The following is a 20,733-nucleotide window of genomic DNA, read 5'->3' on the forward strand; positions in this document are numbered from 1 at the left end:
TGCATCATTTTAAACCAAAAAGGAGGTTGTATGGAGCAAGACAACACGCACAACAAATCGGGAGAGGGAGGAGGCTTTATCAGCGAGGACTGGCTGGCGCTGATTCTGGGCCTCGTCATTTTCGGTCTCAGCCTGATGTCGTTCAAGGGAACGGATATCCTTGGCTGGGGCGCCAAAACCGGGGTGTGGATCGATCCGGGCAAGGCGATCACCGCCATTTCCAGCAAGTATCAGACCGTGGCCGGCGAGATCACCAAGATCGACGGCCAGAAGATAACGGTCAAGAAAAAGGATGGCAAGGAGGCGTCGGTCACCGTTGACGGTGACGTTTCCGCGCTGAAAGTCGGCGACAAATTCGAGAAGAAGGGCATGTCCTCGATCATGTCGGTCGCCCTGACCTACCTGTTCGCCCTGGCGATCATGACCATCGGCGCCGTCGCCCTGGGGGCCAACGTGCCCAAGTTCATGTTCGGCTTCACCCTGGCCTTCTGGCTCAGCTACCTGTGCTGGTTCATGGGCCATTTCGCCTACATCGCCGCCACCAAGGATCAGGCCGCCAAGTTTGGCATCCCCTGGGCGATGAGCATGAGCGGCGAGTTTGGCTTCATCCTTGCCCTGATCCTCGGTCTGATCATCGGCAACTTCTTCCCCGGTCTGGCCAACCTGATGAAGGAAGCGGCCCGGCCCGAGCTGTACATCAAGACCGGTATTGTCATCATGGGCGCCGGCCTGGGCATCAAGGCCGCCGAATCCTTTGGTCTGGCCAGCAACATCATGTTCCGGGGCTTCTGCGCCATTGTCGAGGCCTATCTGATCTACTGGGCAGTGGTCTACTACATTTCCCGCAAATATTTTAAATTTAGCCGTGAATGGTCGGCGCCGCTGGCCTCGGGCATCTCGATCTGCGGCGTGAGCGCTTCCATCGCCACCGGCGGTGCCATCCGCGCCCGGCCGATCGTGCCGATCATGGTTTCGTCGCTGGTGGTGATCTTCGTGGCCGTGGAGATGGTCATCCTGCCGTTCATCGCCAAGTTCTATCTGTGGACCGAGCCGCTGGTCGCCGGCGCCTGGATGGGCTTGGCGGTCAAATCCGACGGCGGCGCCATTGCCTCGGGTGCCATCACCGACGCCCTGATCCGCGCCCAGGCCCTGGATGCGGCGGGCATCAACTACGCAGAAGGCTGGATCACCATGACCGCCACCACTGTCAAGATGTTCATCGATATCTTCATCGGCGTGTGGGCCTTTTTGCTGGCCTACATCTGGGTTGCCAAGATCGACGTCAAGCCGGGACAGAAGGTCGATGCCGCCGAGATCTGGCATCGTTTCCCCAAGTTCGTCATCGGCTACGTGCTCACCTTTGTCATCCTGGTGGTGATGTGCTGGCCTGCGGCCAAGGTCATGGGACCGGCCGAAAAAGAGGCGGCCGAACTGAAGGCGGCGGTGACCTCCATTGAAACCAAGATGAAGGCCACCACCGATGCCACGGCGCTCGCCGCGCTAAAAATCGAACTGGACGGCGTCAAGGCCCAGCAAAAAGCGGTCAACGACACCATGAAGGAGCCCAAGAGCTTCCTGAGCAAGGCCAAATCCGCCAGCAGCCAGGGCGATGTGTTCCGTGGCCTGTTCTTCCTGCTTTGCTTCTTCACCATCGGCCTGGTGTCCAACTTCAAGAAGCTGATGGAAGAGGGACTGGGCAAGCTGGCGGCGGTCTACTGCATCAGCCTGTTCGGTTTCATCATCTGGGTCGGCCTGTTCATCTCATGGCTTTTCTTCCATGGCGTCAAGCCGCCCACCATCTAGCACGGAGGTATAGGTATGGAAAAGAAACAACAGCCCAAACTGGCTGAGGAAATCAAAAAGATGGAGTACGAACCGCTGCTGCCGGCCGAGTTGTCGCTGATTCGCTGGAGCATCGGTATCGGCGTGGGTTCGCTGTTCATTCTCTACTATCTGAGCAAGTGGCTCTTCCCCGGCGGCCACTGATCGGCTGAGCAACGGGAAAGACCCGAAAACGGCTGCGGGGTGCGCGCGATGCGTACCCCGCTGGAACGATCTATTTCTTGTCAATCACCGCGCGAGGCCGAAATGCGCATCATCTCCAAGGCTTCGCGGTATTCCTCGAGGCGCTGTTCCCATTGGGGCAGCGCCTCGACGTCGTCCCGCCATCGGGCCATCTCCGCGTCGCTGATGGCCAACCGCCCTTCAGCCACGGCCTTGGCCGCTTCGGCATAGGTCATGCCGTGGTTCTTCTCCCGCTCGGCCAACGCGGCCCGGGTCGTGTTCACCACCTGTCGGCAGTGGTTGCGTTCACGGGTGAGGGAAATCTCGTATTCGTCGGTGTGCATAGTTCTTTTCCTCCATGCAATAACAAGCCAAGCGGCGAGAGCCGTCTTCAGGCCAAAAGCACCAATCCGGCCAGGAGGCCCATGACCGTTTGGTCGATGGCGGTTTGCCTCGGATCAATTGGTTTGCAGTCCCATCCCGCGCTGGCGGCCAGGGCCATGAAATCCACCCCCATGGCCGAGAGGGAGGGCCGGGCCAGATCGGGATGACGGCAGGGTTGCCGCCTGCTCAACACCATGCAGGCCTCGTCCTGGGCGCAGAACAATTCCTTGCAGGAACCGGCGGCCAACCCCTGCGCCCGCCTCATGCCGCAGCTAAGCGCCGTCCGCTCCAGGGTGGCGGCGATACGATGGATGTCGCGGGCAATGGGCAGACGTCGTTCGTCCATCAACACCTCCGCCGGGACATCGATCTTGAACGCCACAACATGATAATAGTCGCGCAGATGCCGGCGAAAGACCGCCGGCGGGATGGCGTGCGGTGGACAACCAGGCGCCAGGCCATAGCTCGGGCAACGAGTCGGGCCGGCGCATAGGGCGGCGAAACGGTCCTCGATCACCAGGGATTCGGCCGGAAGGACCGCCGCTGCCGTGGCGCCGAGCGACCGGGCCAGGGTGATCAAGTCATCAAGCACATCTGTTTGCTTGTTCATCACCATGCATTCGACGGAATGAGCCGCCCGATTGATCCGGACAAAAACGGTCGATTGGCCGCGTCGGTTCAGATCAACCGCTGATGGCGGAGCAGGGTCTGCAGACTACGGTGCGCCGCCAGGTAGCGTCCGTCCTCGGCATAGGTGGTCGGGTAGACCGTGGGCACCGGGTGGTGGGCCAGGTCGGCATCGACATTGGCAAAGGTGAACAGGCAGGAGTTGGACAGGGCCTTGGCGGTCCGATCTCGGCTGATGCGCTCGATGCCCGCCTCGACGCACACATAGCTGTCCTTGGTGTAGACCACCCGGGAGGTGAAGTGCAGCTTGTCGCCCATGCGCACCGGATGAAAAAAGTTGATCCGGTTGACGCCGGCGATGATCGACCGATTGGGTGCCACCAGCTCGGAGCAGATCGAAGACAATTCAAAGGCACGGCGGATCAGGTAGCCGCCAAAGATGGTGAACGGCACGTTTTCCTGATCCGGGTACGTTCGTTCCCAGGCATCGGTAACCAACCGGCCGCACAACGATCCGCAGAAAGCCGGATCATCCTGGGCCTGGTGGAGCGCGGTCAGCAGTTCGTACTCGTCCCGACTGGGCGGCTCGCGCAGGGCCAGCTGCTGGTGGCGGTACTCCTCTCGTCGGGCCAGAGCCTTGCCCGCCCGCCGCTTCTCGATCGGCAGGGCGTAGTCAAGCGGCGGCAGGGCCACACTGACCACGTTCTCGCCGTAGCCGGAGCGGGCCACCATGGTGAAGTAGCAGGAGGCGATGTGCAGGTGGGGTTCGCCAGGCTGTTCCACCCGAATACCGACCTCAAGCGAACTGCGGCCGACATGGTTGATGGTGGCGGCAAAAGTCAGATCACGGCGCACATCGACGGCATGACGGACCACGATGTTGTCGATGGCCGCGGTCACCACCCGGGCGTCGGGGTGGAAACGGTTGACATAGGTGAGGGCCGCTTCCTCGGCCACCTTGTCGAGGATCTCGAGCAGCAAGCCGAAACGCATGTTGCCCTGGATAGGCTCATCGACCACCATGTAACGGCGGCGCAGGGCAGGGTCGCTGCCCAGGGACAGGGTACGGTGGTAAACGGTTTCACTGGGTTGGGTCATGGGATGTTCTCACTTCTCGCGAACAAGGGTCGGGACAGCGGCATTCCGCTGCCAGTGCAATCAGAGCGGTATTAACCACGTTTTCCCGATCCTGTCGATCTCCTTGCCACGAAAATCTCCACTGAGTCATGATGGCTTTCCTCCCACACGGCAAGCGGGGGACGACAACGGAGGTCCCGGTTGGTCAAACCGCTTGCTGCCGCCTTCTGTCCCTGGGGGGCTCAGCTATCCTCATCGTGTCGAATCGACGGTGCCGGATGGACGTCAGCGTTTGACCGTGCTCAGAATTTACTGATCGAACAACGGCAATTATTTATAAATATTTTTATTCTTCAAATACTTATACAAATAAGTATAAATTATTATTTTGTATTATTTGACAATAAAATTTCCGGATTTACTGTTTTGTTTACAACAGGGAGGGACGAGGTCCAGTTTCTACGAACAAGGGTATTTTTCTCCCGGATCATCCGAACGCGCTGTTGGTTGACCAGCATCTGCCCTGATCGCAGGTGCTTGCAAAACGACAACAATCAATGGACGAGGTATCCCATGGAACATACACTGCCCCCATTACCCTACGCCTATGACGCATTGGAACCCTTCATCGATGCCCGCACCATGGAGATTCACCATACCAAACATCACCAGGCCTACATCACCAACCTCAACGCTGCACTCGGAGAACAGCCCGCTCTCGGCGAATTGAGCGTGGAAAAACTCCTGCACAATCTCAACGAGGTACCCGAGAACATCCGCACAGCAGTGCGCAATCACGGTGGCGGTCATGCCAACCACAGCTTCTTCTGGCCTCTGTTGAAGAAGGATGTGGCGGCCAAGGGGCCAGTGATCGAGGCCCTTAGCGATAAATACGGCGATTTCGATGCCTTCAAGGATCAATTTTCCACGGCCGCGATCAAGCTGTTCGGCAGTGGCTGGGCCTGGCTGGTGGTGGACAAGGGGAACCTGGAAATCATCACCACCCCCAATCAGGACAGCCCGCTCATGAACGGCAAGATTCCGGTGCTTGGCCTTGATGTTTGGGAACACGCCTACTACCTGCTCTATCAGAACCGGCGGCCCGACTATGTGGCTCAGTTTTTCAAGGTGATCAACTGGGAGAAAGTCAACGAGCACTATCTTGCGGCCATCGGCTGACGCAGTCGATACCGGTTGCCAGTGCAAGCCCTTGTTCTTTCCCATGGAAAGGGCAGGGGCTTTTTTGTGGGTCGATCACCCGATCTGATCGCGCACCCCCATCCAAGAGACGAAAGCAACAGCAATATCTGGACTCCAGCCGCCATTCCGCTATAATAAAGAATCACTTCTCCATGTTTGCCGTGCTCAGCCGTTGTATCGGCGACGATTTTTCTTTTTCCTCCCGTTGCGGTTGTCCATGAAGTGTTCTTTTCTGTGTGTGCTCAGCCTCCTGCTCCTTCTTCTCACCCCGCCGGTCATCCGTGCCGACAACCGGTTGCAAACCGTGACCCTGCAGCTCAAATGGACCCATGCCTTCCAGTTTGCCGGCTATTACACGGCCCTGGAAAAGGGCTATTACCGGGAGGCCGGCCTGGATGTCCGCATTGTCGAGGGACAGCCGGGGAGCAATCCGGCTGATGCGGTGCTGCGCGGCGAGGCCCAGTACGGCATCGGCAACACGTGTCTGCTGCTCCGACGCAGTCAGGGGCAGCCGGTGGTGGTGCTGGGCGTAATCTTCCAGCATTCGCCCATGGTCATTCTCGCACGAAAAACCGGACCGACGCAGAGCATCCATGACCTGGCCGGCAAGCGGTTGATGCTTGAACCGGAAACCGACGAGCTGACGGCTTATCTCAACAAGGAGGGTTTGAAGGATAAGGTGACCTTGGTGGAACACCGCTTTGACATGCAACCGCTGCTTGACGGTTCGGTGGATGCCATGGCCGCCTTTGTCTACGACGAGCCCCACCAGCTGGAGCATGTGGATTTTGCCTATGCGCTGTTCAATCCACGCTCGGCGGGCATCGATTTCTACGGCGACAACCTGTTCACCACCGAAGCTGAAATCAGACAGCATCCCCGGCGCGCCGAGGCCTTCCGGGCCGCCAGCCTGCGCGGCTGGCAGTATGCCATGGCCCATCCCGAGGAAATCATCCATCTCATTCTCGCCAAATATCCCACTCGGCAAGACCGGGGCGCCCTGCTCCACGAGGCACGGCAAATGAAGGAGCTGATGCAGCCGGACCTGATCGAGGTGGGTTACATGCATCCCGGGCGCTGGCGGCACATCGCCGACACCTATGCCGAACTGGGCATGCTCCCCGGCGACTTCCGCCTGGAGGGATTTCTCTACCAGCCCGATCCCTTTTTCCGCTACGACCTGCTGCTGCGGTGGAGCGCCGGGATCCTGGTGGTGCTGACCGTCTCGGTCTGGCTGATGATCCGTTTTTCCCGCATTGCCCGCAAGGCGAGGCAGAGCGAGCAACGCCACCGGCTGCTGGCCGATAATGTCACCGATGTGATCTGGACCTTGGACCTCGAGGGACGATTCACCTATGTCAGCCCCTCGGTCAAAAAACTGCGCGGCTACACCCCCGAGGAAGTGATGCGCGGCACCCTCCTGGACACGCTGACCCCGGAATCAGCCACGGTTGCCAAGCAAAAACTGATCGAATTCAGGAAGGAGGTGCGGTCGGGCAGTGCATTGCGCCTCTTTCGCGGCGAACTGGAACAGCCCTGTAAAGGCGGCGGAACGGTCTGGACCGAGGTCAACTGCGCGCCGCTGGTGGGCGCCGACGGCACGGTGGTCGGGATTGTCGGCGTGACCCGCGACATCAGCGAGCGCAAACGGATGGAGGCGGAATTGCGCCGGCTGGCCACCACCGATCCACTGACCGGGGCCTACAACCGGCGTTTTCTCTACGAAAAGGCAACACAAGAACTGGAGCGAAGCCGCCGTTTCAAGCAACCGTTGAGCTTTCTCCTGGTGGATATCGACTGGTTCAAGCGGATCAACGATGCCCACGGCCACGACATCGGCGACGAAGTGCTCAAGACGATGAGTCGGGCCTGCATGGGGCTGCTGCGGTCCATCGATCTGTTCAGCCGTTTGGGCGGCGAGGAGTTCGGCATCCTCCTGGTCAATACCGGCCGAGAGGGCGGGCACGTTTTTGCCGAACGGCTGCGCCATCATCTGGAACAGCTGGAGGTCGCCTGTCCGGGCGGCCCGATCCGCTTCACGGTCAGCATTGGCCTGGCGGTGTCCGACGACACGGTGGGCACGGTCAACGATCTGATTAAACAGGCGGATCTGGCCCTGTATGTGGCCAAGGCCAATGGCCGCAACCGAGTGGAATCAGCCGGCAGCTGCCGCCGCTCGCCGCAACCTGCGGGCACGTCGCTCAGCGCCGTCGCCCACCTGATCTGGGACGATCTGATGTGCTGCGGTCAGCCCACCATCGACGAGCAGCACCGTCGGCTGTTCGCCTTGGCCAACCAACTGCTCGACACCCCGTGGCCCGGAGAAAATGGTCAGTTGCCGGATGTCGCGCCGGTGGAGGCTTTTCTCGCCGAAATCACGGCCCACTTCCATGACGAGGAAAGCCTGCTGCGGACCGCCGGCTATCAAGAAGTCAGCGAGCATGCGAAACTGCATCTTACCCTGGTCAATCAGGCTCGTGCCCTGCTGGAGCAGTGCAGAAACGGCAGTCTGTTGCCGGGTGACCTGTCGCGCTTCATTGTCCAGGATCTGATGCACAATCACATGCTGCGCGACGACACCCGGTTTTATCCGTTGTTTGCGAATCCCCCGGCCCATGCGGCCAACACGTCTGATCACCCTCCGGTCCACCCGGCAGACAGCCGGGCCTAGGCGGCGTGCTGTCGGACCCAGGCCACGTAGCGATCCATCCACCCCTGGAGAAACGCTCTGCTGTCTGGGCCAATATTGCCCTCGGCATCGAAAAAGCCTTCCTTGACCTGAAGAAACGCCTCGGGCGCGCCCATGGTGGGTGTATCGAGATAGGCAAGAATATTACGCAAATGCTGTTGTGCCAGGGCGGTGCCGATAACCCCTATCGAAATGCCGAGCACGCCGGCCGGCTTCCCGGCCCAGACGCTCTGACCATAGGGCCGGGAAGCGTGATCAATGGCATTCTTAAGCACGCCGGGGATGGAACGATTGTATTCCGGGGTGACAAACAACACCGCCTGGGCGGCGGCGATTTCGCTCTTGAGCCGTTTGACCGATGGCGCCTGATTGGCGTCGTCATCCTGGTTGTACAACGGCAGATCACCGATCTCCACCTGTTTGAAAGTGAACTCCGGCGGCGCCAGCTTGGCCAAGGCCCTGGCCAGGGAACGGTTAAAGGAATCCTTGCGCAGACTTCCGATAACAACGGCGATGGTGTAGTGATTCATGAGACGCTCCTTGAAAAAATGGGGCCAGCAGCAGGCGTGCCCCGGTTCTCCGCGATCATCGGCAACATGATCGACAGGCAATATGATGACTGTGGTTCGTCCTGACAAACTATTGATCTGGATGCGATCTTAGTCAATAATTATTATCATCTTCCACCGAAAACGAACTGTGCCCGTGACGATACCAAGGCATGATCCTCCCGCAATGGTTGTGGCCACGACCTGTCGTCCCGGCTGTGCCGATGTTTGCTTCCCGACAAGGGCTTGACTTTGCCTTTTGCATGCCCTAAAATTACCAAACAGTAATCTTAAACGTTCGAGACGCAACATCCACTCGGGTGCATCGACAACACCCGACGCACCCGAGTGCTACCGAGTGCACAACAGAGGAACCGACAATGGAAATCAATGGATTGAGTGGCACCATGGCCAGCCAACTGTACCAGCAGCAGACGCAAAAGAGCGCGGGACAGGTTGTGCAGCCCGCTCCGCCACCCCAACCGCAGCCCGAGGAAAGTGTTGCCACCCAAAACAGGGACACTGCCCAAGGCGCCGAAGCCGTGGCGTCAACGTCGATCAACGTCTACGCCTAAGACCAGTCGCTCACCGCTCGCGGTCCTTCGCGGCCGTGACGGTGGGAGTGACGCAAAGGTTCTCCACCGGGCCGGCCAGGCGGCGCAGGGCGGAAAGAAAACGGGAGCGCAGGGTGTCGCCGAGCAGCGCTCGTTTGACCGGGGAGAGCCGCAAAAAACCGCCGACCAGACCGCGCATGAATGCCTGGGTCCGGCTCGCCGGATTGTCAAAAAGCAAGGTGTTCAGGGTGTCGCGCTCCAAGGCCTGGAGGATGACCCGCTCGAAACTGTCTTCCGGATGCACCACCTGCTGTTGCCGCTCGTGCAGTTTTAGGGCGCCGGTGGGACACCGCAGGGCGCAGACCCCGCACCCGAGGCAGAAGGAGCCGATCCGGGCGATTTTCTTGGCAGGCCGCGCCGGATCGTTCGCCGGTTCCATCCAGATCGCCTGGATCGGACACGCCTGGGCGCACAAGCCGCAGCCCTGGCAGCGGCTCGAATCCACCTGGGCCTCGAAGCTCGACGTTACCAAAATTCCGGGATATCCTGTCTCCCGGATTCCCCGCAGCAAATTGCAGCAACACCCGCAACAATGGCAGATGAAACCCGCGCCCTGGCGCACGTTGTCCGTGGACAGGGTCAGGCCCATATCCCGCGATCTGGCCAGGATGTCGCGCATCTGGGCCTTGTCGATGGGATGGGCGAAGCCGTTTCGGATCAGGAACTGGGCACCCGACCCCATGGAGGTGCAGGTTTCCATGGGTGTGCGGCACGGTTCGCGCCCCAGATGGTGTTTTTCATGGCGGCAGGAACACAGACCGAGAGCAAACTCGGATTGATCCTCGACCAGGGCCGAGGCCTTCTCGTAATCCAGAATCTCCACATGGTCGCCCAAGGTCTGTTCGTGGGGCAGGGCGCGCATCACCGACACCCGTTGACCATCGCCGAAATTGGCCGCGAGGAATGCCTTCTCCTTGAACATGTATCTTTCAAACAGTTCAGCCCAGCGGGCCAGGGGCAACTCCGGGCCGGTGCGCATCATCGTGAATTCAAAAAATCCGATCACCAGCGGGCTGACCATGTAGAGGTAACGGGCGCCATTCCAGATATCGAGCACCAATCCTTTGGCGCACAACCCCTCAAGCATGGGCCGCAGCCGCTGCTCGGGCTCGCCGGTCATGCGGGCGATGCGCTCCAGGGTCGATGGGCGGTACGGCAGGCGGATAACCAACGCGGCCTCCGCCGGCTCATAGAGCGCTTCCACCAATTGCCGGAACACTGGCGTCCAAGGCGTGCGCACCGGTGCCTGATCGAGCCTCCTACCTAATTGGCGATACAGGTCTTTGCCGATGACGTGTCCCATGTTGTTCCTCCTGCCGTAAACGGTCACCCGATACCGTGCCCCTTTTCCCGCGTCCCAGAAACGGTCGATTTAGCGGGACCAAATCCAGTTTTCCGGGTCTTCCGGCGAGTTCCAAGCTGGTCACCGCGAAAAACCGTTGCGTCGACCAACACGCTTCCCGCCTATTCCTGCTGGGCCAACTTCTGAGGCATGGAATTACCTTGTTCTGCAATCAGGCAGAATGTAATGCAACATTCCACACAATGCCAAGGATGAACTCGACTCCGTGTCGTCGGCAACCGCCGCGCTGGCGGGCCTGGGCACCAACGGGCAGCAGGACACGCCCCCGTCACGGTCGCTCCGCACTTGAGGCCTGGATTTTCTTGCTTTTTGCTGGCAGACCCGTTAAGCCAAGACCATCTCTTGGCGGATAGACCTCATGCCTTCATCCGCTTCACCACGTTTTTTCATTGGGAACGGCGGCGCCATGACAGCAGACTCGCATCCATCGCCGGTTGAACCGCAGCAGCCGGACAGCAACCTGTCTAAGGCAAACAGGAAAAAACGCTATGATATCGCCTTTTATCACGACTGGTGCAAGGCCTGCGGTCTCTGCATGGCCTTCTGTCCCCGGCAGGTCATTCAAGCAGACGAACACGGCAAGCCGCTGGTGACCGAGCCGGATGCCTGCATCGGCTGCCGTTTCTGTGAGACCCACTGTCCGGATTTTGCCATCACGGTTAGTGAGCGCCAACCCCGGAGGAGGAAGGACGATGTCTGAGATCCAGGCCAAACGGCAACTCCTTCAGGGCAACGAGGCCATTGTCCACGGCGCCCTGGCGGCCGGCTGCCGCTTCTTTGCCGGCTACCCGATCACTCCGGCCTCGGAGATCGCCGAACAACTGGCCGCGCTGCTGCCCAAGGTGGGGGGCACTTTCATCCAGATGGAGGACGAGATTGCCAGCATGGGCGCGATCATCGGTGCCTCCTTGGCCGGCGTCAAGGCCATGACCGCCACCTCGGGCCCTGGTTTCTCGCTGATGCAGGAAAATCTCGGCTACGCCTGCGCGGCCGAGGTGCCCTGCGTGGTGGTGAATGTGATGCGCGGCGGCCCCTCCACCGGCCTGCCCACCAGTCCGGCTCAGGGCGACGTGCAGATGGCGCGCTGGGGCACCCATGGCGACCACCCCATCATCGTCCTGGCCGTGTCCACGGTCAGCGACTGTTTCAGCCTCACGGTCAAGGCCTTCAACCTCTCCGAACAGTTCCGCGTGCCGGTGATTCTCCTCTCGGATGAGATCGTGGCGCACACCCGGGAGTGCGTCCAGCTGCCCGATGCCGCCGAACTGCGCATCCTCAATCGCCTCAAGCCGAGCGTGCCGCCGGACTGGTACAAACCCTACGAGGGCGACAGCCGGGGCGTGCCCGCCATGGCCACCTTGGGCGACGGCTACCGCCATCATGTCACCGGCCTGGTCCACGACGATCTCGGTTTTCCCACCGAAAAATCCAACGAGATCCTCAATTTTCAACAACGGCTGATGCACAAGATCACCCGTGGCTTCCCCGAAATCATGCTGACCCGCAGCTACCGGTTGGAGGATGCCGAGGTCGCGATCATTGCCTACGGGTCCGTGGCCCGCTCGGCCATGCGGGCGGTGGACGAGGTGCGGCAGCGCGGCATTCCGGCCGGCCTGCTGCAGTTGATCACCCTCTTTCCCTTTCCGCGCAGCCATGTGACCCCGGTGCTCAAGCAGTGCCGCGCCGTGCTGGTGCCGGAGATGAACATGGGCCAGATCAGCCGCGAGGTGCAGCGGGTCAATCAGGGGATGTGCACCGTGGTCAAACACAACCGGGTCGACGGCCAGTGCATCACCCCCGATGAACTCGAGGCCCGGCTGGTCAAGCTGTAGGAGGTGCGCATGACTGTTCCCGCCCAGGCCATTCGCCACGAGTATCTGCGCCACAACAAGAAGTTTCCCCATGTCTGGTGCCCGGGCTGCGGCAACGGCATTGTCATGGCTGCCCTGCTGCGGGCCATCTACCGGTTGGAGCTGAGCAAGGACGAGGTGGTGCTCGCCTCGGGCATCGGCTGCTCCGGCCGCATGCCCACCTATCTCGATTTCAACACCCTGCACACCACCCACGGCCGGGCCCTAACCTTTGCCACCGGCGTCAAGCTGGCCAACCCGGCCCTGAATGTGGTGGTGATCATGGGCGACGGCGATGCCACCGCCATCGGCGGCAATCACTTCATCCATGCCGCCCGCCGCAATCTCAACCTGACCGCGATCATCATCAACAATTCGATCTACGGCATGACCGGTGGCCAGTATTCGCCGACCACGCCCTTTGGCGCCCGCTCGACCACCTCGGTCTACGGCCACATCGAACAGGCCTTTTCCATCGCCGAGCTGGCGGTGACCGCCGGCGCCGCCTTTGTCGCCCGGTCCACCGTCTACCACGCCGACCTGATCGACCAGCTGATCGAACAGGCCATGCGCAAGCAGGGGTTTGCCGTGGTCGAGGTGATCTCCAACTGTCATGTCCAGTACGGCCGGCGCAATCAGCTGGGGGATGCGGTGGAGATGCTCACGAGATTCAGGGACCAGGCGATCACGGTGAGCAAGGCGGCCAAGCTGTCAGCCGAGGAGCTGGCGGGCAGGATTACCATCGGCGTGCTTGCCGACCGCGACCTGCCCATCTCCACCGAGGAGTACGACAAGGTACGGCAGCGGGCCAGCGAGGAGGGGATGCTGCGATGAAGCTTCCCGTGAAACGACGCTACGAGATGCGGTTCAGCGGTTCCGGCGGCCAGGGGCTGATCATGGCCGCAGTCGTCTTTGCCGAGGCGGTCGGAGTGTATGACGGCAAGTATGTCTGCCAGACCCAGAGCTACGGACCGGAAGCCCGGGGCGGCAAGTCCAAGGCCGAGGTGGTGATCAGCGATGCGCCCATCGATTATCCCAAGGCCCGGCGGCTTGACCTGCTGTTGGCCATGAATCAGACCGCCTGCGATGCCTATTACCGCGATCTCAATCCCGATGGCTTGCTGGTGGTCGACAGTTCGCTGGTCAGCCAGTATCCCACCAGCCGCATCATCGCCATTCCCTTTACCCGCATTGCCCGGGACGAGCTGGGCCGGGAGATGGCGGCCAACATGGTGGCCCTGGGGGCGGTGGGACTCCTCTCCGGGCAGGTGATCAGCAACTCCCTGGAAAAGGCGCTGCTGGCCCGGGTGCCGCCGGGGAGCGAGGAATTCAACCGTGCGGCCCTCCATCGGGGGATGGACGAGGCCGCCAAGATCAATCTGGACGCGCTACCGCGGTCCGTGCTCAGTGATGACGAGGTGTGAGATGAAAGTTGTCGCCTTTAATGGAAGTGCCCGCAAAAACGGCAATACCGCCATGATGATCGGCTACCTGTTCGAAGAGTTGGAGCGTGAGGGTATCGAGACCGAGATGGTCCAACTGGCCGGCGAGCACCCCCACGGCTGCATCGCCTGCTACCAGTGCTTTAAGAACAAGAACGGCCGCTGCATCGTCGATATCGACTGCATCAACGGCTGCATCGAGAAGATGCTGGCTGCGGACGCGATCGTGCTGGCCTCGCCCACCTATTTCGCCGACATCTCCACCGAGATGAAGGCCCTGATCGACCGGGCCGGCATGACCTCGCGCGCCAACGGCGACATGTTCAAGCGCAAGCTGGGCGCGGCCATCGTCACCCAGCGCCGGGGCGGCGGCATCCACGCCTTTGACTCGATGAACCATTTCTTCACTATCGGCCAAATGGTCATCGTCGGTTCCTCGTACTGGAACATGGGCTTTGGCCGGGAGAAGGGGGAGGTGGCCCAGGACACCGAGGCGATCACCGTCATGCACGACCTGGGCAGGAACATGGCCTGGCTGTTGAAAAAAATTCACGCCTAGCCAAAGCAAGGGAGAAAAAGGGAACGCTCCCTTTTTCGATGATCGCGGGCGGCCGCCGAGCCGCCAAGCACCTGGCAACCATCCGGCATGACAACGTGTTGATTTATTAAAATTTACTTTGACCGATAAAAGAGAACACCCTATAAGACAACAGGGCGGCGAGAGCAGACTATGCCTCTCGCCGAACTCTTGAACAGGTCACTGCGAAAGGGGAGACCGAGGCATGCTGGCAATTTGCGAAGAATGTTCAAAAAAATACAATATTGATGAATCCAAAATGAAGGGGCCAAGGGCGCGCTTTTCCTGTCAGGAATGCGGACACATCATCGTGGTGGTAAAAAGCGGTGCCTCCGAAGCGGAAGCTCCCCAGCAGCCAACCGCCGGCACTGCCGGGAAAAACGAGGCGTGACGGCCGCACGCGGAGGCTGTTGCGCCCTCTCGACAACCATGAGGAAAATGGCTCACTCCTCTTTGGCCTTTGCCTATTTTCCGCCCATTGACGTGCAGTAACGCCGAGACATGCTTATTCCACGGGAACGGCCTTATCTGGAAGGTCTCAACAGCTATTACCTGCATCTGGAAAAATTCATCGAACACCTGCAGGGAGACATAGGATCGGGCGGAGTCCACTGCGTCTCGCCTGGCCTGCAGATGCTCGTCTATTTCAATGAACAGGAGGTCATCAGCTGTCTTGTTCAGGAAAAAGGAAGGGACGCCCATTTTGCCCCTTCCTTTGAAATCGTCCGGGGACGCTTCTACAGCGGCAGTTATGCGATTTCCGTCCATCAACTTGACCAGAACGCCATTTTTTTCTGGGCCCAGATGCCGCCGTTCCAGCGGGCAAAATCAGCCCTGCGGTCAACGGAGATTCCCTTGCCGGACCTGATTTTTCGTCTGCGGATGAAACAATTTTCCGGCTTTATCGAAGTTCAGGTCGGGAAGAAAAACGAGGGCGGCGTGCTGTTTTTTAACGAGGGGGAACGGATTGGCGGTTCCTACACCTGGGGCAAAGGGGGGATGAGTACGTCGGATGACGATTACAACTCCCTGCTTGGCCGGGTCCAGGTCAACGAGGGAATTTTTACCTTCGGCAGTTTCGTCAAGGAGGACAAGCAGGCCTAGGCGGTGCCCGCCGACGTCACGGCCTGTTGTCGTCCGTCCCGGTAGATTGAAGCGTTGTTTTGTCCAGAGATATCGCCTGTTCTTCATTCCATCCCTTGCCCGCCAACTGACCGCAGGCCGCCGAAATATCCTCGCCGCGGCTGGTGCGGATAAACACGGTGTACCCGCGATCGCGCAGAATCCTCTGGAAACAGAGCACACGCTCCTCGCCCGGGCTTTGATAGGCGCTGCCACTGCCCGGGTTGACCGCCAGCAGATTGATCTTGCAAGGCACCTCGCGCAGCAACTCGGCGAGCTGCACCGCGTCCGCATCGCTGTCGTTAATGCCTTGCAGCAAGGTGTATTCAAACATGATCCGCTTGCGCCGTTTCTGGCGGTAGGTGCGGCAAACCTCGATCAGTTCGGCGATCGGGTAGCGTTTGTTGACCGGCATCAGACGGCTGCGGACCTCGTCGTTGACCGCATGCAGCGACACTGCCAGGTTGACGTCGGTCTCCTCACCCAGGCGGCGCATCTGCGGCACCAGACCGCAGGTGGACACAGTGATCCGCCGGTTGGAGAAGTCCAGACCGCGCTGTTCGGTGAGGATGGCGATGGCGTCCAGCAGGTTGTCGAAGTTGGCCAGCGGCTCGCCCATGCCCATGAAAACAATATTGGTCAACAGCCCCTTGTCGTGGGCCAGCGTCCAATCGCGTACCGCGCACACCTGATTGACAATCTCGGCGGTGGTCAAATTGCGGCAAAAACCCATGGCCCCGGTCAGGCAAAAACTGCACCCCATGGCACAGCCGACCTGGGAAGAGACACACAGGGTGTTGCGGTCCTCCTCGGGAATGAGCACGGACTCGATGATTTGGCCGTCATCGAGGCGAAAGGCGAATTTGACCGCGCCGTCGCGCGAACACTCGACCATGCAGTCGTCAAAGCGGCTCATGAAAGCCGACTGGGTAAGGATGGCCCGGAATTCCTTGGCCAGATCGGTCATCTGGGTGAAATCGATGATTCCGGGTCGATAGATCCAGGCCAGGATCTGGCGGCCACGAAAGGCTGGCTGCCCCAGGGACTCGACAAAGCGTACCAACTGTTCCTGGGTCAGATTTTTCAGGTCGGTTTTTTTCGCGGCAACATTCATGCAACTTCTCACGGTTTATCGGCAACAGATTGAATAATGGTCTTTTCTTGCAGCTGGTCACACCGTTACAGGCAGCGATACGGTTCCGCCTTCAGCGCCAGGCTGCCGTTTAGGGCCTGGTCGATGGTGGCCAGCATCCGGTCGCGATCCCTGGGCAGGCGGCCGCTCAAGGAAAAGTAATTCGAGGCATGGTTGGCATGGAACTGGGCGCGATGCGGTCCCAATCCGGCCAGCAGGGTGCGCAGTTCGCGAAACAGTTGCTCCTGATCGGGCATCGCGAACCGTCCGGCCCGCATTTGCCGATAGAGCGGGGTGTTGGGCAGCAGCATCAAGGTGAGCACCGCGATCTGGTGTGGCTGCATCCGGTTGAGTACCGAAGCGGTGGCCCGCGCATGGGCCTGCGATTGCGTCACGCCGGCAATACCGAGCAGGCAGGTTACCGAGAGAAAGAGGCCGGTGGCCCGAATCCGCCTGCCGGCCGTGACCATGGCCTCGCTGTCCACGCCCTTGGCAATGGCGGCCAAGGTCGGATCATGACCGCTTTCCAACCCCAGATAGAGCCGGCCCAATCCGAGCCGCTTATAGTGCGCCAACTGCTGATCCGTCTTTTCCTCGATGTTTTGGCAACTGGCGTAACAGCTGACCCGCCGGATCCAAGGCAACTGTTCGCGGATACGTTCCAGGAGCGCAACCAACCGCTCGTGCGGCAGGGCCAGGACATCGCCGTCGGCGAGAAAGAGAGTGGTCTGGCGGCGGCACCAGGCAGCGGCAAAGGCGAGATCGGCCTCGATCTGCTCCCAGGATTTGCTTTGAAAGGGTTTGTCGCGGTAGGCCCCGCAAAAGGTGCAACGGTTGTGGGAACAACCCGTGGTCACCTGCAGGATCAGGGAAAAGGCCTCGCTGGGCGGGCGGATGATATCTCCTACGTAATCCACGGCGAAAAGACTGCCCATGGACAAAATGTCCATGGGCAGCGAGGATCTGGATATCAGCCGTTCTTCTTGGCGAAATCGGCCATGAAGGTGACCAGCTTTTCCACGCCCTCCCTGGGGAAGGCGTTGTAGATCGAGGCACGGCAACCGCCGACCGAACGGTGGCCCTTCAACCCATCCAGGCCGACCGCGGTGGCCTCGCGGATGAACTGGGCCTCCAGTTCCGGGGTGGGCAAATTGAAGGCGACGTTCATCAGCGAACGGGATTCCTTCTCCGCATGGCCCCGATAAAATTCGGTGCTGTCGATTACCTCGTACAAGAGCGCCGCCTTTTCGCGATTGAGTTTCTCGATGGCCGCCACGCCGCCCGTCTGTTTGAGCCAATTCATCACCCGACCGACACAGTAGATGGAAAAACAGGGCGGGGTGTTGAACATCGAGTCCTTCTCGGCATGGGTCTTATACTTGAGCATGGTCGGCACCTTGTCGTCGACCCGGTCGAGCAGATCCTCGCGGATGATCACCACGGTCACCCCGGCCGGCCCCATGTTCTTCTGCGCGCCGGCAAAGATCAAACCGAACTTGCTGACATCCACCGGACGGCTCAGGATGTCCGAGGACATGTCGGCAATGAGCATGGCCTCCTTGTTGGGCATGGTCGGGAACTGGGTGCCGTAGATGGTGTTGTTGGTGACGAAATAGAGGTACTGGCTGTCCGGGGCCACGGTGTACTCGTCGTCGCGCGGCACCCGCTTGAAGGTGATGTCCTCGCTTGAGTAGGCCACCTCGACTTGGCCGAACAGCTTGGCCTCCTTGATCGCCTTTTTCGCCCACACGCCAGTGTTGAGGTAGGTGGCTTTCTGGTCGGCCTTGAGCAGGTTCATCGGCACCATAAAGAACTGCGAGGAAGCGCCGCCCTGAAGAAAGAGCACCTTGTAGTTGGCGGGAATACCCATGAGTTCGCGGATCAGATTCTCGGTTTCCTCGGCCACGGCCATGAACTCCTTGGAACGATGGCTAAGCTCGATCAGGCCGATGCCCTTGTCCTTGAAATTGACGATGTCAACCGCCGCCTCCTGGAGGACGGAATAGGGCAGGGTGCCTGGGCCGGGACTGAAATTATAAATTCTCTCGGGCATTACTCTCTCCTTGATGCATGGATAATGGGCGAAAAAGATGGATTATCGGCGGATTTGCCGCAGGGCTTCATACAGAACAATACCCGCGGCCATGGCCAGATTGAGACTGCGGATATGGGGATTGGTCATCGGGATCGTCAGGCAGCGGTCACTATACAGCGTGAGAATCTCTTCGGGCAAGCCTTTTGTCTCCTTGCCGAAGATCAACCTGTCGCCGGGACAAAACCGGGCCTCGGTGTACGATCGTTTTGTTTTCGTGGTCAGAAAATGCAAATGGCGTTCATCCGCCTGCTGGAGAAAGGCATCCAGGCTGTCCCAGTGATTGATCCGCACATGGGGCCAGTAATCAAGCCCGGCCCGCTTGAGGTGTTTGTCGTCGATTTGGAAGCCAAGCGGATGGACCAGATCGAGCACCGTGTCCGTGGCCCCGCACAACCGGGCGATGGAACCGGTATTGGGCGGGATCTCCGGTTCGACGAGAACGATATGAAGAGCAGAAGAATCCATGGGCAGCATATTGAGCAGAAAGAAAAACGTTTCCGTATGTACAGAATATGGATTGATGTTGCAAATTTAAAAATACGTTTTACATTCTTTGCTCCGCTTTTCGTTGCCCCGCTCCCCGGGACCGATCCGTCCACAACGTTTTCCCCGATGACAGGCGGACAACCAGAGCGCGAAACATGCAACAATAGATGGACCGCGGTTGCCACCCCAGGCGCCATTCCATGAAACCGTTCGGATGACCACGGTTGACGCGGTCTCTGCGGCAGCCGTTGCCCCCTCCATTCATTCTTTTTTGGGATACGATCATGGCCCTTATCGTGCAAAAATTCGGTGGCACCTCGGTGGGTTCCACGGACAAAATCAAGGCTGTGGCCCAACGGGTAATCAAAAATCACCTGCAGGGCAACCGGATGGTGGTGGTCCTTTCCGCCATGTCCGGCGAAACCGATCGATTGACCGGTTTGGCCAATGCGATCCAGCGTATCCCCGACAGCCGCGAGATGGACATGCTGTTGGCCACTGGCGAACAGGTCACGGTGGCCCTGTTTGCCATGGCGATCAAGGAAGCCGGATTCGATGCCATCTCCCTGCTCGGCGATCAGGTGGCCATCCACACCGACAACATGCACACCAAGGCCCGGATCGCATCCATCGACTCGGAACTGATCGAGAAATACCTCGATCAGGGCAAGATCGTCACCATCGCCGGCTTCCAGGGCGTCACCGACCAGGGCGACATCACCACCCTGGGCCGGGGTGGCTCGGACACCACCGCCGTGGCCCTGGCCGCGGCCATGCAGGCGGATGCCTGCGAGATCTTCACCGATGTCGAGGGCGTGTACACCACCGATCCCAACATCTGCCCGCAGGCGCGCAAGATCGATCGCATCAGTTATGACGAGATGCTGGAACTGGCCAGCCTGGGTGCCAAGGTCCTGGATATCCGTTCCGTGGGCCTGGCCAAACGTTACAATGTGCCGGTGCATGTCCGTTCTACTTTTTCTGAAAATATTGGAACCTGGGTTGTCGAGGAGGAGAAAATCATGGAATCCATGCTGGTGTCCGGCATTACCTACAGCAAGAAAGAAGCTCGAATCACGATTAAAAAAGTTCCGGATCAACCTGGAATTGCGGCAAAAATATTTCTGCCCATTTCGGACGCCGGTATTCTGGTCGACATGATCATCCAGAATACCACCGACGGCAAGCTGACCGACATGACCTTCACCGTGCCGCGCACCGACTATGACCGGGCCATGGACATCCTCAAGGAAGTGGCCGAGGAGATCGGCGCCGAGGCGGTCAGCGGCGACAAGGATATCGCCAAGGTGTCGATCGTCGGCGTGGGCATGCGCAACCATCCTGGCATCGCCTCAACCATGTTCCAGATTCTGGCCAAGGAGGGCATCAACATGATGATGGTCTCCACCTCGGAGATCAAGGTTTCCTGCATCATCGCCGAGAAGTATACCGAACTGGCGGTGCGGGCCCTGCACGACGCCTTTGCCCTGGACAAGGAAAATCTGCCCCTGGAAGAAGAATAG

22 protein-coding genes are annotated in these 20,733 nt (G+C 59.7%); 13 read left to right on the forward strand and 9 right to left on the reverse strand.

What is annotated here, in order from left to right; all coding sequences use genetic code 11:
* Positions 1 to 30 precede the first annotated feature (30 nt).
* Complete coding sequence (locus DESPR_RS08755) at positions 31 to 1,803, forward strand: putative sulfate exporter family transporter (RefSeq protein ID WP_015724445.1); 1,773 nt, start codon at positions 31 to 33, stop codon at positions 1,801 to 1,803.
* Between the two features lie 15 nt (positions 1,804 to 1,818).
* Positions 1,819 to 1,986, forward strand: coding sequence for a hypothetical protein (locus DESPR_RS18485; protein ID WP_015724446.1), 168 nt, complete (start codon positions 1,819 to 1,821; stop codon positions 1,984 to 1,986).
* Between the two features lie 80 nt (positions 1,987 to 2,066).
* On the opposite strand, the gene DESPR_RS08760 is transcribed toward DESPR_RS18485, so the two are convergent.
* The 3 genes from DESPR_RS08760 to DESPR_RS08770 form a co-directional block, all read right to left on the reverse strand.
* Complete coding sequence (locus DESPR_RS08760; protein ID WP_015724447.1) at positions 2,067 to 2,348, reverse strand: hypothetical protein; 282 nt, start codon at positions 2,346 to 2,348, stop codon at positions 2,067 to 2,069.
* Between the two features lie 47 nt (positions 2,349 to 2,395).
* The gene (locus DESPR_RS08765) at positions 2,396 to 2,998 is read right to left on the reverse strand and encodes a DUF2284 domain-containing protein (protein ID WP_169701574.1); all 603 of its coding nucleotides are present in this window, start codon (positions 2,996 to 2,998) and stop codon (positions 2,396 to 2,398) included.
* Between the two features lie 68 nt (positions 2,999 to 3,066).
* Entirely contained in the window at positions 3,067 to 4,113 is a 1,047-nt protein-coding gene (locus tag DESPR_RS08770; RefSeq protein WP_015724449.1) for an acyl-CoA thioesterase, read from the reverse strand.
* A gap of 552 nt (positions 4,114 to 4,665) precedes the next feature.
* On the opposite strand from DESPR_RS08770, the gene DESPR_RS08775 reads away from it, so the two are divergent.
* Positions 4,666 to 5,271 (forward strand): superoxide dismutase, encoded by a 606-nt coding sequence (locus tag DESPR_RS08775; RefSeq protein WP_015724450.1) that lies wholly within the window; start codon positions 4,666 to 4,668, stop codon positions 5,269 to 5,271.
* A 238-nt stretch (positions 5,272 to 5,509) separates the two neighbouring features.
* Positions 5,510 to 7,963: an ABC transporter substrate-binding protein gene (locus tag DESPR_RS08780; protein ID WP_015724451.1), complete on the forward strand. Its 2,454-nt coding sequence runs from the start codon at positions 5,510 to 5,512 to the stop codon at positions 7,961 to 7,963.
* Here the strand turns inward: DESPR_RS08780 and DESPR_RS08785 are convergent.
* On the reverse strand, positions 7,960 to 8,511 hold the full coding sequence (locus DESPR_RS08785) for an NADPH-dependent FMN reductase (RefSeq protein WP_015724452.1): 552 nt from the start codon (positions 8,509 to 8,511) through the stop codon (positions 7,960 to 7,962). The genes DESPR_RS08780 and DESPR_RS08785 overlap by 4 nt on opposite strands.
* Positions 8,512 to 8,909: 398 nt before the next feature.
* Between DESPR_RS08785 and DESPR_RS08790 the strand changes: the two genes are divergently transcribed.
* Entirely contained in the window at positions 8,910 to 9,104 is a 195-nt protein-coding gene (locus tag DESPR_RS08790) for a hypothetical protein (RefSeq protein ID WP_015724453.1), read from the forward strand.
* Positions 9,105 to 9,114: 10 nt separating this feature from the next.
* Here DESPR_RS08790 and DESPR_RS08795 read toward each other — a convergent pair whose 3' ends face one another.
* Positions 9,115 to 10,446 (reverse strand): ATP-binding protein, encoded by a 1,332-nt coding sequence (locus DESPR_RS08795; RefSeq protein WP_015724454.1) that lies wholly within the window; start codon positions 10,444 to 10,446, stop codon positions 9,115 to 9,117.
* Between the two features lie 466 nt (positions 10,447 to 10,912).
* On the opposite strand from DESPR_RS08795, the gene DESPR_RS08800 reads away from it, so the two are divergent.
* The 7 genes from DESPR_RS08800 to DESPR_RS08830 all read left to right on the forward strand — a co-directional run bounded on the left by DESPR_RS08800 (position 10,913) and on the right by DESPR_RS08830 (position 15,479).
* On the forward strand, positions 10,913 to 11,206 hold the full coding sequence (locus tag DESPR_RS08800; RefSeq protein ID WP_015724455.1) for a 4Fe-4S dicluster domain-containing protein: 294 nt from the start codon (positions 10,913 to 10,915) through the stop codon (positions 11,204 to 11,206).
* Positions 11,199 to 12,338 (forward strand): 2-oxoacid:acceptor oxidoreductase subunit alpha, encoded by a 1,140-nt coding sequence (locus DESPR_RS08805; RefSeq protein WP_015724456.1) that lies wholly within the window; start codon positions 11,199 to 11,201, stop codon positions 12,336 to 12,338. Before DESPR_RS08800 ends, DESPR_RS08805 begins: the two co-directional genes overlap by 8 nt.
* A gap of 9 nt (positions 12,339 to 12,347) precedes the next feature.
* On the forward strand, positions 12,348 to 13,190 hold the full coding sequence (locus DESPR_RS08810; RefSeq protein ID WP_015724457.1) for a 2-oxoacid:ferredoxin oxidoreductase subunit beta: 843 nt from the start codon (positions 12,348 to 12,350) through the stop codon (positions 13,188 to 13,190).
* Positions 13,187 to 13,780, forward strand: coding sequence for a 2-oxoacid:acceptor oxidoreductase family protein (locus DESPR_RS08815; RefSeq protein WP_015724458.1), 594 nt, complete (start codon positions 13,187 to 13,189; stop codon positions 13,778 to 13,780). Before DESPR_RS08810 ends, DESPR_RS08815 begins: the two co-directional genes overlap by 4 nt.
* Before the next feature lies 1 nt (position 13,781).
* A complete protein-coding gene (locus DESPR_RS08820; protein ID WP_015724459.1) occupies positions 13,782 to 14,357 on the forward strand; it encodes a flavodoxin family protein in 576 nt (191 codons plus the stop codon).
* Positions 14,358 to 14,580: 223 nt separating this feature from the next.
* Positions 14,581 to 14,766 carry a zinc-ribbon domain-containing protein gene (locus DESPR_RS08825; protein ID WP_015724460.1) on the forward strand — a complete coding sequence of 62 codons (186 nt, stop codon included), beginning with the start codon at positions 14,581 to 14,583 and terminating at the stop codon, positions 14,764 to 14,766.
* A gap of 110 nt (positions 14,767 to 14,876) precedes the next feature.
* Positions 14,877 to 15,479, forward strand: coding sequence for a hypothetical protein (locus DESPR_RS08830; RefSeq protein ID WP_015724461.1), 603 nt, complete (start codon positions 14,877 to 14,879; stop codon positions 15,477 to 15,479).
* 16 nt (positions 15,480 to 15,495) lie between these two features.
* Here DESPR_RS08830 and rlmN read toward each other — a convergent pair whose 3' ends face one another.
* The 4 genes from rlmN to DESPR_RS08850 form a co-directional block, all read right to left on the reverse strand.
* On the reverse strand, positions 15,496 to 16,611 hold the full coding sequence (gene rlmN / locus DESPR_RS08835) for a dual-specificity RNA methyltransferase RlmN (protein ID WP_015724462.1): 1,116 nt from the start codon (positions 16,609 to 16,611) through the stop codon (positions 15,496 to 15,498).
* A 65-nt stretch (positions 16,612 to 16,676) separates the two neighbouring features.
* Positions 16,677 to 17,564 (reverse strand): radical SAM protein, encoded by an 888-nt coding sequence (locus DESPR_RS08840; protein ID WP_015724463.1) that lies wholly within the window; start codon positions 17,562 to 17,564, stop codon positions 16,677 to 16,679.
* A 35-nt stretch (positions 17,565 to 17,599) separates the two neighbouring features.
* On the reverse strand, positions 17,600 to 18,682 hold the full coding sequence (gene serC, locus DESPR_RS08845) for a 3-phosphoserine/phosphohydroxythreonine transaminase (protein ID WP_015724464.1): 1,083 nt from the start codon (positions 18,680 to 18,682) through the stop codon (positions 17,600 to 17,602).
* A 42-nt stretch (positions 18,683 to 18,724) separates the two neighbouring features.
* Positions 18,725 to 19,198 carry a tRNA (cytidine(34)-2'-O)-methyltransferase gene (locus tag DESPR_RS08850; RefSeq protein ID WP_015724465.1) on the reverse strand — a complete coding sequence of 158 codons (474 nt, stop codon included), beginning with the start codon at positions 19,196 to 19,198 and terminating at the stop codon, positions 18,725 to 18,727.
* A 296-nt stretch (positions 19,199 to 19,494) separates the two neighbouring features.
* Between DESPR_RS08850 and DESPR_RS08855 the strand changes: the two genes are divergently transcribed.
* A complete protein-coding gene (locus tag DESPR_RS08855) occupies positions 19,495 to 20,733 on the forward strand; it encodes an aspartate kinase (protein WP_015724466.1) in 1,239 nt (412 codons plus the stop codon).

Source organism: Desulfobulbus propionicus DSM 2032 (assembly GCF_000186885.1).
Taxonomy (GTDB): Bacteria; Desulfobacterota; Desulfobulbia; order Desulfobulbales; family Desulfobulbaceae; genus Desulfobulbus; species Desulfobulbus propionicus.